Source organism: Kitasatospora sp. NBC_00240 (assembly GCF_026342405.1).
In the GTDB taxonomy this organism is placed as follows: domain Bacteria; phylum Actinomycetota; class Actinomycetes; order Streptomycetales; family Streptomycetaceae; genus Kitasatospora.
Window position 1 is genome coordinate 8,500,948 of record NZ_JAPEMU010000001.1, and the last position, 12,907, is coordinate 8,513,854.

The window sequence follows — 12,907 nt, forward strand, 5'->3', positions numbered from 1 at the left end:
AGCGCGCTCGCGCCGTCCCGCACCCTGTACCCCGCGCCGCGCTTGTCGTGCGACCTGCCCGCCGGTACCCCGGCCGTCGGACGTCGTCCGCTCAGGCGGGCAGCCCGGACGGCCACCACGGTGGAATGTTGCTGGCCGGGCAGAGCCCTGAATCACCGGGGTACCCGCTCGGTGTGCCCAGCACTGCGAAGCACCCGATCGCCAGCACGGCGAGGGTCAGCAGCACCAGGCTCACCGGTACGACTCCCCGCCAGCCGATGGCCAGGCCGGCCGTCAGCCGCCTCGAGCCCGCCCATACCGCCACCGCCGCGACGAGGCAGAGCAGTTCCAGGCCGGGCCACTCGACGAACGAGAACACGAACCGGTGCTGCGGCTCCCAGGCCGCATCGCAGTAACTGCGCGCCGCCGCCACCAGGAAGGCGGTCCCGTAACCACCGGCCAGCCCCAACACCACGGCCCCGACGCCGGCGGCCCCACGCGCGAGGGCCGGCCCTCGCACCCCCGGCGCCCGCGCGGCCCTTGCGCCCACAGGAACACTCATGCCACCTCGGACGCAGCCGCCACGACGACGGTTCCCCACCATGGTGCCGTTGCCGAGCTGGCCGTAGTTGTTGTGCCCCCAGGCGACGACCGTCTGGTCGGCGAGCAGGGCGAGGCTGTGCGCACGCCGCCGGTGTTCAGGTCACCGTGGGGCGGTAGGGGGACGGGCCGTAGGCGGGAGTCGCCGGGCGGGGCGGCAGCGCTGCCGCCCCGCCCGGCGACGGCCGGTCGTACGGAGGCCGCGCCCAGCAGGGGGACGGCGACGACGAGCAGGACGACGCAGGCCCGCAGACCTTGGGCCGGTCGGGACGGAGGGTGCATGTCTTCCCTCAAGGTCCTGGCCATCCGGGGCCCGTCGGCACCGCCAACTGGGCCACCGGCCGGGTCTTCGAGTTCACCGCGCCGGAGGACAACCCGATGGTGTCCTTCGACTCGGCGGAGAAGCGTGACTCGCTCTCCTGCGGCCCGCTGATCACCAACGTCGCGGCCAAGCAGACGCCGGCGCCGGTCGACCAGAAGATCCGCAAGGAGCAGCTCCCCGGCCCGAAGGCCTACCGGGGCAACGATCCGCTGGAGCCCGGCGTCGCGGTGGACGACTGCGAGGGCAGCGCCGGGAACTGCGTGTTCACCGTGGACGACCGGTACTCCTACCGGTACTACGGCCGGACCAGGATCGTCGGCGAGGTCTACATCAACTGCACCCGCAACGCGGTGGTCGACGACCACCCGATGGAGACGACGGAGCCCCCGTACGACAACCTGACCCAGTACTACGCGCTCAAGGGCGCCCCGCTGGTCCCCAGCCGCTCCGACATCTCGCAGAGCCGCCCCAATCTCGCCTCCCAGGTGGCCGCCGGTTTCAGCATGGCGGGGGGCAACTCCGCGGCCGTGAGCACCAGCAACCCGCTCACCTGGTCACGGACCACCACCAAGTCGCTCAACCCCACCATCCAGCCCGGCGAGATGAGCTGGATCGAGGTGCAGCCGGCCCGCGAGCGGGTGGTCGGCAGCTTCACCAACGCCCGCAACAAGTACCGGCTGGACGCCGTCTTCGACGTCCCCTCGTCCTCGCTCCCGGACCGCTTCTACCAGCGGACCGGCCCGCTCACCGAGGCGGAGTTGCAGCGCTGCGGCGCCGCCCGGCCGACCGCGGGCACCCCGGACAACGGCGCCGGCACGGACCGGCGGCTGATCACCCTGGACGGCTCGCCCGCCGGCCGGGAGAGCCGGTCGGTCCTGCTGGGCCCCTAGATCTGCTGGGCCTCTGGCCGACACACCTGGCCGCCGCGGCCGACTCACGCATACGGGCCGCCTCGGTCCAGCGGCGCCTCAGTCCATCGGCGCCCACCCGCCGTCCGTGCCCTGCCGGTACCGGGCGACCGGCCGCGTCCCGTCGGTACGCGGCGCCGCCTCGATCAGCCCGTCGCCGAGCGAGCGGCCGGGCGGCCGAATCGACAGGCAGCGGTCCGCACCGTGGGCGAGCTGCGGGTGGACGGCATCGGCAAGCTGATCAAGAACGTCATAGCACCGCGGAGGTGAGTTCGCGCGAGATGCCGGGGAGGATCCGGAACGAGCAGTCGTACTCCTGCCCGCACCGGTGCGCGATCCCCGCCGCCTCGTCGGACGGCGTGTCACCGCCCGGAGCCTGTACCGTCTGCCCCGCAACCGGCGCCGGGGCCGCGGGTGCGGTACCGCCCTCGGCGGCGAAGGCCGGTCCCACCGGCCCGGCACACAGCGCCAGACCGGTCAGGGCGGCTCCGAGAGCCGGCAGCGGTCGGGGGAAGGCCTTGCTGCTGGTCCTGCTGGTCCTGCTGGTCCTGCTGGTCCTGCTGGTCATCGCGGCCTCCAGGTGCCCTCGGTCCCGCGGACGTACACGGCGTCCGGCAGCCGCCGGGCGCTCTCGGCCTGCCCGGGGGTGAGCTCGATCAGGCCGCCGCCACCTGCATGCACGCCACCGCCGCCCGCACGCCCCGGCGGCCGAATCGACAGGCATTTGTCGGGGACGGCGAAGGTCTGGGCGACGATCGAGCTGACTGTGACGCTGGACGGGCTGTCGACGGTGATGTTCTTGATCAGCTTGCCGGTGCTGTTCACCTTCAGCTCGCCGGCCGCGCGGGACATGGCGTTCACCATCCCGAACTGGATCTCGTCGCCGGCGCTCACCTTGAACACCACCCTGGTCGATTCGGTGGTCACGGCCTGCCCCTGACGGGAGAAGGAGGCCTGGAACGCCGACTCGAAGCTCGCCTTGGCCCCCAGGTGCAGCGCGTTCGAGCCCGCCACCGTCCCGGTGACCTCGGCCGTGTTCTTCGTGTCGTCCTTGGTGGACGGGCCCTTGTCCTTGTTCGGACCGTACTGGGTGACACTGTTCACGATGCCCGGCGTCACGTTGGCCGAGCCGGAGACGGTCACCGTGGTGTCCACCCCGCCCTCGATCGCCGCCCTGCCGGAGATCTCGCCGCCGATGTTGTCCGTACTGCTGGTCACGAAGGTGACGGTACGGTCGATCTCCAGTTCGCTGCCGGTGCAGTTGATGGCGGCGTTGCCCACCGACAGCACGCCGCTCACGAACTCGCGCGGGACCAGGTCGTACATCCGGAAGCTGCAGTCGGAGGCCTTGCCGCACAGGCCGGTGACCTCCGCGGTGGAGGCCAGCGGTCCCTCCCCGTCCAAGGCCTGCGCCACCGGGAAGGGTGGCGGGCCGGAGTGCGTGACGGCACCGCCCGGCGCGGCGAACGGCAGCAGCACGGCCAGTGCGGCCCCGGGTGCCGCCACGATGAACCGAGCAGCCCACCTCCTGGCGTGCGGGCATGCGAAACCTGCCACAGGCGCTCTCCTCACTCCTGGGTACGTGCCTCCGGACTCCTGGGTACGTGCCTCCGGGCCGGCCGGCCAAGGAGTCGAACCAACTGGTGCGGACGGACGTCGAACCGGCCACCTGGGCGCTCCTCGGACACCCGCTCCGCCTCGCTCCCATCCTCGGCGAGGATCCAGTCGTGATCGAACCATTCCCGGGTGATCGTGCGCCATTCGATGAGTCGTCAGCCCCGTCGCCCGTTCGTCCGGGCCTGTCCGGCAGTTCGGGCCGGGGGCGCTTCAGGCCGCTTCGGCGTGACGGCCGCCGCGCGTCAATCGGATGACAATCGGTCGTTGAGTCGCGTCGGTCATGCTCGCCCTGCCGGCGGACAGGCCGGCAGGGGCGGCGAGGAGGGCACCGATGAAGGGTGAGGGTCGAAGAGACGGTCATGCGGTCGTCGCGGGAGCGGGGATCGGCGGGCTGTTGGCGGCCCGGGCACTGTCGGAGACGTACGGGCGGGTCACGGTGCTGGAGCGGGACGCGCTGCCGCAGGGCGGCGCCCCGCGCCGGGGAGTCCCGCAGAGCCACCACTCGCACGGCATGCTGTCCCGGGGCTTCGACGTGCTGGAGGAGCTGTTCCCGGGCCTCGGCGAGGACCTGGTGGCCGGGGGCGCGCTGGTCTGCGACGCACAGGCGGACGTGCGGTGGTTCAACGACGGGCACGAGCTGCTCCGGGCGCCCTCCGGGCTGCCCTGCCTGCTGGTCAGCCGGCCCGCGCTGGAGCGGTACCTGCGCTCACGGGTGGCGGCGCTGCCGGGGGTGGAGATCCACGATCGCTGCGAGGTGCTGGAACCCGTCGCGGCCGACGGCGGCACCCGCATCACCGGGGTGCGGCTGCTGCGGGTCAACTCCGAGCCGGAGACGGTGCCCGCCGACCTCTTCGTGGACTCGACCGGGCGGGGCAACCGCGGTGCGACCTGGCTCGGGGCACTGGGTTACGAGCCGCCGCAGGAGGAGCGGGTCGACTCCGAGCTGGTGTACGTCTCGCGTGAGTACCGGCGCCGGCCGGGCGCGGAGGACGCGGACGCCTACGTGGTGGGTGCCTCGGCCGACGCGCCGCGCGGCGGCGTGGCGCTCAGCGGCGAGGGGGACCGCTGGCTGGTGACCCTGTTCGGGATGAACGGTGACAATCCTCCGCTCGACCCGGAGGGCTACCACCGCTTCGCGGAGCGGCTGCCGGTACCCGACCTGCATCGGCTGCTGTCGCGGTTGGAGCCGCTGACCGAGCCCCGGCTGATGCGCATCCCCGTGTCGATCCGGCGGCGCTACGACCGGCTGGAGCGCCTGCCGCAGGGCTACCTGGTGTTCGGCGACGCGATCTGCCAGTTCAACCCGACCTACGGGCAGGGCATGACGGTCGCCGCCTGCGAGGCGATCGCGCTGCGGGACTGCCTCGCGCAGGGGAGCGGCGACCAGGCCGTCCGGCGGTTCCTGCAGCAGGCGACCGAGGCGGCCGACGTCCCGTGGGACATGTCGGTCGGCGCCGACCTGCGCTTCCCGTTCGTGAAGGGCCGGCGCACCCTTCGGGTGAAGCTCCTCAACCGGTACGTGTCCCGGTTGCACCGGGCGGCCGCCGAGGACACCGAGGTCGGGCGGGCCTTCCTGTGGGTGGCCAATCTCAAGTCGCCCCCGCAGCGCCTCTTCGCGCCGCGCGTCCTCGCCCGGGTGCTCCGCAGGCGGCCCGTGGCGACCACGGTGACGGCTGTGACCGCTGTGACCGCGGCGACCGCACCGATCGCGCCGGCGGGGCCGGTACCGACCGAGGCGCAGCCCGAGCGTCCCGCCACGGCCTGACCGGGAGCCGGACACCGGGACGGCCCTGCTGCCGCGTCACGTACGTGATGGCAGGGCCGCGGACGTGACCACCGAGCGGCACGCGGCGGCCTCGGGTCCCCGACGGCTCGCACCGGCCGCCACCGGGGCTGCCGGTGTTCCCTCGCCCCGCCGCTGCGGACCTCGCCGCCGCTGCGCTTCGCAGAGCGTCACCGGAGTGTCATCGGATCGCCACCGGGCCTCGGCGAAGGCTTCCTGCCCGGCCGTCCCGCAGTCCGGGCCGATCGTCAACGCCGGTCCGCCCGGGGCTCACCGATCCGGTGGTTCAGGGGCACGGGGTCGAACGCCGTGTGAAGGATCCGGTTACGCGGTTTCCGTCGGTGCGGGCGCCGGTAGGGGGGATGGTATTCGCCGCCACGGACCAATGGGAGATACCTGCTGATGAGTGCTTCGGAGCGCTATGCCCGCGCGTGGGAGGGCTACTGGGCCGAGAGCAAGGGCGAGCCCGGCGAGCCGTTCTGGGACGCGGACGCAACGCTGACGGCGGCCCCGCACACCGAACTGTTCGCGCCCCACGTAGACCGCACGCTGCCGGTCGTCGACCTCGGCTGCGGCAACGGCACCCAGACCCGCTACCTGGCCGGCCACTTCCCGCGGGCGGTGGGCGTCGACCTGTCCGCCTCGGCCGTGGCGCACGCCCGTCGGGCGGACCGCGACGCGGTGGCCGAGTTCGAACAGCTCGACCTCGCCGACCTGGTGGGAGTGCGGCGCCTCGGCGACCGGCTCGGCGAGGCCAACGTTTACATGCGGGCGGTTCTCCACCAGAGCGACCCGGCCGACCGGGCGCCGGTCGCGGCCGCCGTCGCCCTGGTGCTCGGCCGGCGCGGCCGCGGCTTCGTGGTCGAGCCGACCGCCGCCGCCAAGGCGGTGCTCCAACAGGTCGCCGACGGGCCCGACGGCCCGCCGGAGCGGCTCCGCCAGGTCCGCAAGCACCGACTGCGCCCGGCCGAGGTCGCCCCGGGGGAGTTGCCCGCGCTGCTGGGCGGCGCCGGGTTGGCGATCCTCGACCAGGGCGAGACCGGCCTCGCGATGAGTCAGCGCCACCCGGACGGCACCCGGGTCGCCCTGCCGGCCCAGTGGTTCGTGGTCGCCGCGGCCGGGGGCAGCCGGCCGGGCGGCTGAGCGCCTGTGGGCGAGGGTCGGCCGGCCGGCCCTGGTGGTGGGGGTTGCTGTCCCGCTGCCGGCTGGCCGCCGGCCCGGTCCCGTCCCGTCCCGTGAGCGTTGCGCGGTCGGCGGTCGGCGGTCGGCGGTCGTGAGCAGGGGCCGGGTGCGTCGTGATCCTTCATCGGGCCACGGGCAGGACAGGGCCCGTGACAGACTTTCGGTTCTTGCTTCCCGGCCGTTCGGGGCGGGAGCACGACGGGAGGACGAGACGTGGCACTGTTCGGCAACGCGCACAAGGTGGACCCGGCGGCGGCTCAGCAGGAGTTCGCCAAGCTGTTCGGAAACGGCGAGCAGGTGCACGCGGCGTACCAGCTGATCCGCGACACGTTCATGTTCACCGACCGCCGGCTGATCCTGATCGACAAGCAGGGCATAACCGGCAAGAAGACCGAGTACCACTCGATCCCCTACAAGAGCATCACGCACTTCGCGGTCGAGACGGCCGGCAGCTTCGACCTCGACGCCGAGCTGAAGATCTGGGTGTCCGGCAATCCGTTGCCGATCCAGAAGACCTTCACCAAGGGCGTCGACATCTACGAGGTGCAGGCGGTTCTGACCCAGTACGTGGCCGTGAAGTAGCCCGCCGGCCCGCCCCCGCCCGCCCGCGGCCCGCCCGCGCTCGGCCAGCTCGGTCGGGCCGTGGGCCGTGGGGTCGGTCCAGGCCGTCCCGTCGCCGGTTCGGCCCGGTGACGGGCTGGGGGGCGTGCTGTCGGGGTGGTCAGGCGGGCTGCGCCAGGGGGCTACGGTCAGGGGGCTGAGGCCGGCCAGGGGCAGTCGTCGGGGTTGCTCATCACCTCGATGCAGCGGCGAAGTCCGTCGGCGTCGTACAGCCACGCGATGGAGTCGAGGAGGGTGACGAGGTCGTCGGTGACGGCTTCGTCGAAGAGGGTGTTCAGGTCGTCGGGGACGGGGTCGTCGACCAGGCACAGCCAGGCCAGGGCCGCGCTGATGCGGATCTCTGCGGGCCGGGCGGGGTCCTGCCACCAGGTCAGCATCAGATCGATGGTGGCGAGGTCGCGGTGTTCCCAGGCGAGTTGGCCGATCGCGAGGACCAGGCAGGCGCGTGCCGCCGGGTCGTGCTCGGTCGCGAGGCGGGCGTGCAGGGTGGCGGACAGGTGGCCGGTCCCGCCGCCCGGGACGGCGGCCAGGGCCTGGGTGACGGCTCGGCGGACCTCGGGGTCGGGGTCGTCGAGCAGAGGCAGCAGCAGGTCGACGTCGGCTGCCAGTGCCTCGCGGGCCGCCTGCACCGCCCAGTTCGCCAGGTAGCCGGACGCCTCTATGACGATCACCGTGTCGGAGGCGGCCGCGCGCAGCAGCCCGGTACGGGAGCTGTCGCCGAAGTGCGATCGTCGGGCGAGCGCCGCCATCAGGTGCAGCACGTCTGCGCGGCGGTGGCAGCCGGGGCGGGCGGCGATGCGGGCGAGGAAGGGGACGGTCAGGGCGCCGAGCGCGGTGGGGCAGCCCTGGTGGCACACGTTGTGCCACAGCGTCCCCAGGGCCCGGTCGGCGGCTTCGGGCTCGCCCGAGCGCATGGTCTCCAACAGGCCGGGCACATCCGTACCGGGCTCGGGGGCGCCGTCGAAATGCCTCCAGGGCACGGCGTCGTAGCGGAAACCGTCCTTGACCTCGGCCGGCATACGGGCCATCACGAACCGCACGTCCTCCTCCGTGCCCGCGTGGAAGTCCTTGCCGCCCTCGTCCGTCACGGCCGGGACGCCGGCGCCGCCCCGCCATGACGGGTGGGCCTGGTCGTTGTCGTCGGGGAGGAGCGAGTCGATCGTGTCCTGGGCCCAGCCGGCCTGCACCAGGAGCTGGGCGAGAGTACGGCCGGCCCGGTCCAGTTCCTGGGCCATCTCACCCGGATGAAGCGGTGTCAGTTCTTCGTCCGTCCGCCTCCACCGGAGCAGGATGTCGGCCGCTGTACGAAGAGCGTCCGGCAGCCCTGCCTCGGCGAACGGCAAGAGGACGGTCCAGGCCCACTCGAACTCCCCGGCCTCGCACAGTTCGTGAGCCGCTGCCTGCGCGCAGAACCAGTCGCCCTGCTCGCGTGCCACCTGCAGCACCAGGTCCATCTCGCCGAGTTCGAGAAGAGCACCCACCGTGTGCGGGGGAATGCCCTCTCCGGCCTGCACCCGCTGCCAAAGATCGTCCGTATCCACAAGATCGTCCATGTTCACGCGGGCAGCCTACGGGGGCCGGTTCCGGTCGCGTGGTGGGATTGCGCGTTGCGAGGTGCGAGACTCCGTTGCAGGTGAACGCCGGTGCACGGGCCCGAGCGCGGGCACCGGACATGGCTGCGGAGCGGCAGGAGGGCGGGCGAGCGTGGGAACGAACGGGACCGGGCTGTACGCGGACGACACGGCGTGCGACGTCCGCGACGCCTACCGCGATGCCCTGCGATCAGGGGCGGACGGGGAGGAGGCCGAGGCGCGGGTCCTGAGCGCCTTCGCCGAGGAACTCTCGGACCCGGACGAGCGGGCCGTGGTCCTGCTGGCCCTGGCGGACACCCAATCCCGGCTCGGGCGGCTGACCGCGTCCGCGCGGGAGGAAGCCCTGGCTCTGCTGCGCTCGGGCGGTGACCTGGACCGCTGGCAGGAAGCCGGCCCCGGGGAAGTCCGCCGGCGGGCCGCCGTCCTGCGACGACTCCAGGTGCGCCTGGAGGGCCCGCAGCCCGGACCACGTCCGATTCGCGCCCGCCGCAGGCCGCCCGCGCTGGCGGCCCTGGGTCAGGTCTACGTGTACCGGGCACGGAGCGGCCAGCCGTACCTGCTCCGGGTCGTCGGTCTTGGGGATGTGGGCTGTTCGACCGGCCCGGTGATCCGGTTCCTGGACCACCCCGGACCCGGCCTGCCCGACCCGGCCGACCTGGCCGAGATCCCCGAGCGGCGCTACCACCCGCGGTGGAAGAGGACCGAGGTGGTGATCACGGACGACGGCCGCGTCGAACGGGAACACGCCGGACTGGTCCTGGTCGGCGAACACCCCGTCGCGCCCCTGACCCCGTCCCCCAACGGTCGGACGGTTTCCACCTGGGCGGAACTCAGTACCTACCTGGAGACCAGGGACGACATGGCCCGCACCGCCGGCTGACCCGCGGAGGGCTGCCGGTGCGCCGCCTCGGGGGTGGCTACCGTACGGGAGGTGTCCCCATCGGGGCGCCGCCGCCCTCGGCCACCGTCTCCGCCGGTCCGGCGCTGTCCGTCCGCCGTCCTGCCCGCTGCCCGCTGCCCGCTGCCCGCCGACGGTGCTGCGTGCGGCCCGGAGGACCGGGTCGCCCTCCGGTCGCTGCCCGGGTGAGCCGGTCTGTCGGGGGCGGCCGTGCCGTGGGCGGGGGTCTCCTGTCGGCCGGGAGCGCCGGGGTGCTAGAAATCCCTGGTGGACGTTCCCTCCGAGCCCTCGACGCTGCGCGTCTTCGTGGCGTTGGCTCCGCCCGACGATGCCAAGGACGAGCTGGCCCATGTCCTGCAGCTCGCGTACGCCAGGTACCCGCAGCTGCGGTGGAACCGGATCGAGGACTGGCACATCACCCTGGCCTTCCTCGGTGAACTTCCCTCCACGGCAGTACCGTTGCTGCGGTCCGTACTGGCCGTCCGGGCCGCGTCGCAGCCCACCCTCCGGCTTGGCCTGCGTGGGGGCGGTCACTTCGACGAGCGACTGCTGTGGAGCGGGATCGACGGCGACCTGGAGGGGCTTCATGGGCTGGCCGCCGACGTCCGGGAGCTGGTCAGGTCCTGCGGGATCGCGTTCAGGGACCGTCCGCTGCGCCCTCATCTGACGCTGGCGCGGGCCCGTCGCGATGATCCCATCAGTGTGCCGCAGGCCGCGGCCGCTCTCGCCGGCTTCGTGGGCCGACCGTGGCGCACCGAGCATCTCCATCTGGTCGGCAGCAACATCGGCCGTGGCCCCGGGCCGATCCGCTACCGGGACATCGAGGCGTGGCGACTGGGCGCGGGCGTCCGGGCCCGGGGCAGCGGCGCTTCCCCTGAGCCGTAGCCCCCGGCGGCCAGCTCCTCGCGCGCGTCGCGTGCTCGCCGGCCGGCGGGGAGCGCCGCGCCCGGAGCGCCACCGCCGGGACGTCACCGACCACGCTCCCGATGCCGCCGGCCGAGGACGGCAGAGCACCGAAGTCGTGCCCCGCCGCCTGGCCGGCCCCGCCGCCGAAGCATCGCCCTGACGTCTGCGCCCGGGCGCCCGCCTTCGGTGACGAGCTCGTCGTGGATCACTTCCAGATGACGCCGTTGTGGACGGTGTACGGGTCGGCCCAGTACTCGACGGCCGTGACCCTGGAGTTCGTGGGGGACATCACCGGTATGCAGAAGTCGGCGGACTTGCCGTTGGTGAATTCGCTGGGCATCGAGCCGTCCGAGCACTTGGCGAACGTGCCGAAGACCATCAGGTCCGGTGCCTGGGTGCCGTTCGCGAGCAGGCCCGAGATATGGCTGAGGTTGGTGAACGAGAGGTCGGTGTCGCCGATGTTGGTGACCTGGTAATGGATGTAGTACGGCACCAGGCCCTTGGTGTTGTCGTCGAGCTTCAGCGAGGAGAGGTCGGCCGGGTCGGCCTTCTCGATCGAGGTGACCGTGAGCGCGATGGCGCCCTCGGAGCCCCCGTAGGAGAACGGGAACCGGACGGCGTCGCCGATCTTGACCTTGGTGCCCGGGGCAGGGGCGGGGACCGCCGGAGCCGGGGCGGCCGAGGGACTCGTCGGCGCGGCCGCCGTGATCGAGGGGGGCGTGAAGGTGGGCGTGCTGCTCGCAGTGGCGGTGGGTGCGCCGGTCGGTGTGCCGGGCGGTGTGGTCGACGGGGTGGTGACGGGTGCGGGCGCCGCGGTTTTCGGTGCGGGTCCGCCGTCGCTGCAGGCGGCCAGGGTGAGCGCGCCGACCGCGGTCAGGCCGGCCAGAACCATGGTGCGGTGACTTCTGTCGATGGGCTTCATAGGACGTCCCCCGTCTGTGCGGGCCACGGATCGCGGCTCTCCTGAGGGATCTTCATAGCGCAGCGCACGAAGTGGGCGCCACCTCGTTCATGGCCCACTTCCCGTCGGTGACGAGTAGTCACCGGCGCGACTGTCGGCGGCCGGCGGAGGTTACGGGCGAACCGCCCTCGCCACCTCCGGCACGCCCGCAGCCTGATCGCCCCCGCCGGCACCTCGCTCGGGGGCGACTTCAGTCGGCGCGTCCGACACCCCGATCGCGTGCGGCCATGTCCCCGGTCCCGGGCGTGCCCTCCGCCAGCCCGTACCGCAGGTACACGGCCCCCTTGGGGCTGGCCACCGGCGACTCCAGGAGGGTGAGGTTCGAAGGCACCGCGCCACCGTCGAACACCTTCTTCCCGACGCCGAGCACGATCGGGTGCACCAGGAGGCTGAGGCGGTCGAAGAGCCTCTCCCGCAGCAGCGTCTGCACCAGATTCAGACTCCCGACGACTTTCACATGCTCGTGCCGCTCGCGGATCTCGCGCACCGCGCCGGCCAGATCCGGGCCGAGCTGTGTGGACCCGGCCCACGACAGGTCAGGCTTGCCACGGGAGGCCACGTACTTCGGAATGCTGTTGAACAACGTGGCGATCTCGCCGTCCGTCTGGCGCGGCCAGTAGGCAGCGAAGATGTCGTACGTCCGCCGCCCGAGCAGGAGGGCATCGGTGCCCTCGTACGCTGCGCCGATCTGCGCCCCGACGAAATCGTCCAGCATCGGCACCTGCCAACCCCCGAAGGGGAACCCCGTCGGGTCCTCGTCCGGCCCGCCGGGCGCCTGCGCGACGAGGTCGAGGGTCGTGAACAGCTCGATGTGGATGAGGCCCATGCCGTACTCCCGATGGTTGGTCGGCTCGATCAGAAGGTCAGACCTGGAAGCGGGCACACTCATTGCTCCGCCCCCTCCCAGTTTCGTGCGGTGCCTCGGCCACCGCCCCGTGGCCGCGCACACTGTTCGAAGCCCGATGTCCAACGGTGACCGGCCGAACCGAGCCCGGGCCACCGAGACCGGCAGAACGGCCGATGCCGGGCGTCGCCGTCTCGGAGCAGGAGGAGCGAGGTCGCCCGATCGGACGTGCGCCGGTGGCCGGCCGCGCGTCCGTCGTCGGGGCTCCGCGCGGTACGGCCGGCCCGGATTCGTCCGATCGTGCGGACGGGAGCGGTGCCGTGAAGCTGCTCGGGGGCGTCCGGGTCGGGGTTCTCAGCTCGACGCGGTGGCCGCTTCGGGCAGCTCCGCGTCGGTCGGCCCGGCGGTGGGCGCGGTGTTCTGCCGGGCGGCCTGGCAGAAGCTGCACGCGTGCCAGTGCGGCGGCCACCACGGTTGGTCCGGATCGGTGGGCCGGTGCGGGGCGAGGGTCATCTCGCCGCTGTCCAGCCCGCACAGGGTGGCGGGGTCACAGGTCCCCGCGCCACCCACGAGGACGGCATGCGCGCGGCGTACCGCGTGCTGCGGGTCCGCGGGTGTGCGATCGGGACCCAGCACCCGCACGTTGCTCGGCACGTCCAACTCCAGCACGACGACGATGTCCATCCCCCTACCG

The 12,907-nt window shown here is 72.9% G+C and carries 13 protein-coding genes; 6 read left to right on the forward strand and 7 right to left on the reverse strand.

The window, feature by feature from the left end:
• Window positions 1–91 precede the first annotated feature (91 nt).
• Complete coding sequence (locus OG689_RS36235; protein ID WP_266325497.1) at window positions 92–541, reverse strand: hypothetical protein; 450 nt, start codon at window positions 539–541, stop codon at window positions 92–94.
• Between the two features lie 314 nt (window positions 542–855).
• Between OG689_RS36235 and OG689_RS36240 the strand changes: the two genes are divergently transcribed.
• Entirely contained in the window at window positions 856–1,791 is a 936-nt protein-coding gene (locus OG689_RS36240) for a hypothetical protein (protein ID WP_266325500.1), read from the forward strand.
• Window positions 1,792–2,059: 268 nt separating this feature from the next.
• Here OG689_RS36240 and OG689_RS36245 read toward each other — a convergent pair whose 3' ends face one another.
• On the reverse strand, window positions 2,060–2,377 hold the full coding sequence (locus OG689_RS36245) for a hypothetical protein (protein ID WP_266325502.1): 318 nt from the start codon (window positions 2,375–2,377) through the stop codon (window positions 2,060–2,062).
• A complete protein-coding gene (locus OG689_RS36250) occupies window positions 2,374–3,366 on the reverse strand; it encodes a hypothetical protein (RefSeq protein WP_266325504.1) in 993 nt (330 codons plus the stop codon). Before OG689_RS36250 ends, OG689_RS36245 begins: the two co-directional genes overlap by 4 nt.
• 391 nt (window positions 3,367–3,757) lie before the next feature.
• Here OG689_RS36250 and OG689_RS36255 point away from each other — a divergent pair, with 391 nt between their 5' ends.
• From OG689_RS36255 to OG689_RS36265, 3 genes are all read left to right on the forward strand, one after another.
• Window positions 3,758–5,191, forward strand: a complete 1,434-nt coding sequence (locus OG689_RS36255) for an FAD-dependent monooxygenase (RefSeq protein WP_266325506.1) — start codon at window positions 3,758–3,760, stop codon at window positions 5,189–5,191.
• 420 nt (window positions 5,192–5,611) lie between these two features.
• Window positions 5,612–6,352 (forward strand): class I SAM-dependent methyltransferase, encoded by a 741-nt coding sequence (locus OG689_RS36260; RefSeq protein WP_266325508.1) that lies wholly within the window; start codon window positions 5,612–5,614, stop codon window positions 6,350–6,352.
• A gap of 252 nt (window positions 6,353–6,604) precedes the next feature.
• Window positions 6,605–6,973 carry a PH domain-containing protein gene (locus OG689_RS36265; protein WP_266325510.1) on the forward strand — a complete coding sequence of 123 codons (369 nt, stop codon included), beginning with the start codon at window positions 6,605–6,607 and terminating at the stop codon, window positions 6,971–6,973.
• 167 nt (window positions 6,974–7,140) lie between these two features.
• Here the strand turns inward: OG689_RS36265 and OG689_RS36270 are convergent, their stop codons facing one another.
• Window positions 7,141–8,571: a hypothetical protein gene (locus OG689_RS36270; RefSeq protein ID WP_323189360.1), complete on the reverse strand. Its 1,431-nt coding sequence runs from the start codon at window positions 8,569–8,571 to the stop codon at window positions 7,141–7,143.
• Window positions 8,572–8,716: 145 nt separating this feature from the next.
• Between OG689_RS36270 and OG689_RS36275 the strand changes: the two genes are divergently transcribed.
• Window positions 8,717–9,484, forward strand: coding sequence for a hypothetical protein (locus OG689_RS36275; RefSeq protein WP_266325512.1), 768 nt, complete (start codon window positions 8,717–8,719; stop codon window positions 9,482–9,484).
• 285 nt (window positions 9,485–9,769) lie between these two features.
• Entirely contained in the window at window positions 9,770–10,387 is a 618-nt protein-coding gene (gene thpR, locus OG689_RS36280) for an RNA 2',3'-cyclic phosphodiesterase (RefSeq protein WP_266325514.1), read from the forward strand.
• A 226-nt stretch (window positions 10,388–10,613) separates the two neighbouring features.
• On the opposite strand, the gene OG689_RS36285 is transcribed toward thpR, so the two are convergent.
• From OG689_RS36285 to OG689_RS36295, 3 genes are all read right to left on the reverse strand, one after another.
• Window positions 10,614–11,330, reverse strand: a complete 717-nt coding sequence (locus OG689_RS36285) for a hypothetical protein (protein WP_266325516.1) — start codon at window positions 11,328–11,330, stop codon at window positions 10,614–10,616.
• A gap of 229 nt (window positions 11,331–11,559) precedes the next feature.
• Complete coding sequence (locus OG689_RS36290) at window positions 11,560–12,195, reverse strand: dihydrofolate reductase family protein (protein WP_266327695.1); 636 nt, start codon at window positions 12,193–12,195, stop codon at window positions 11,560–11,562.
• Between the two features lie 372 nt (window positions 12,196–12,567).
• Entirely contained in the window at window positions 12,568–12,897 is a 330-nt protein-coding gene (locus OG689_RS36295) for a hypothetical protein (protein ID WP_266325518.1), read from the reverse strand.
• Between the last annotated feature and the right edge of the window lie 10 nt (window positions 12,898–12,907).

Coding starts and splice junctions, on each gene's coding strand:
- OG689_RS36235 (WP_266325497.1), bottom strand. CDS start 541: ATGAGTGTTCCTGTGGGCGCAAGGGCCGCGCGGGCGCCGGGGGTGCGA.
- OG689_RS36245 (WP_266325502.1), bottom strand. CDS start 2,377: ATGACCAGCAGGACCAGCAGGACCAGCAGGACCAGCAGGACCAGCAGC.
- OG689_RS36255 (WP_266325506.1), top strand. CDS start 3,758: ATGAAGGGTGAGGGTCGAAGAGACGGTCATGCGGTCGTCGCGGGAGCG.
- OG689_RS36260 (WP_266325508.1), top strand. CDS start 5,612: ATGAGTGCTTCGGAGCGCTATGCCCGCGCGTGGGAGGGCTACTGGGCC.
- OG689_RS36285 (WP_266325516.1), bottom strand. CDS start 11,330: ATGAAGCCCATCGACAGAAGTCACCGCACCATGGTTCTGGCCGGCCTG.
- OG689_RS36290 (WP_266327695.1), bottom strand. CDS start 12,195: ATGGGCCTCATCCACATCGAGCTGTTCACGACCCTCGACCTCGTCGCG.
- OG689_RS36295 (WP_266325518.1), bottom strand. CDS start 12,897: ATGGACATCGTCGTCGTGCTGGAGTTGGACGTGCCGAGCAACGTGCGG.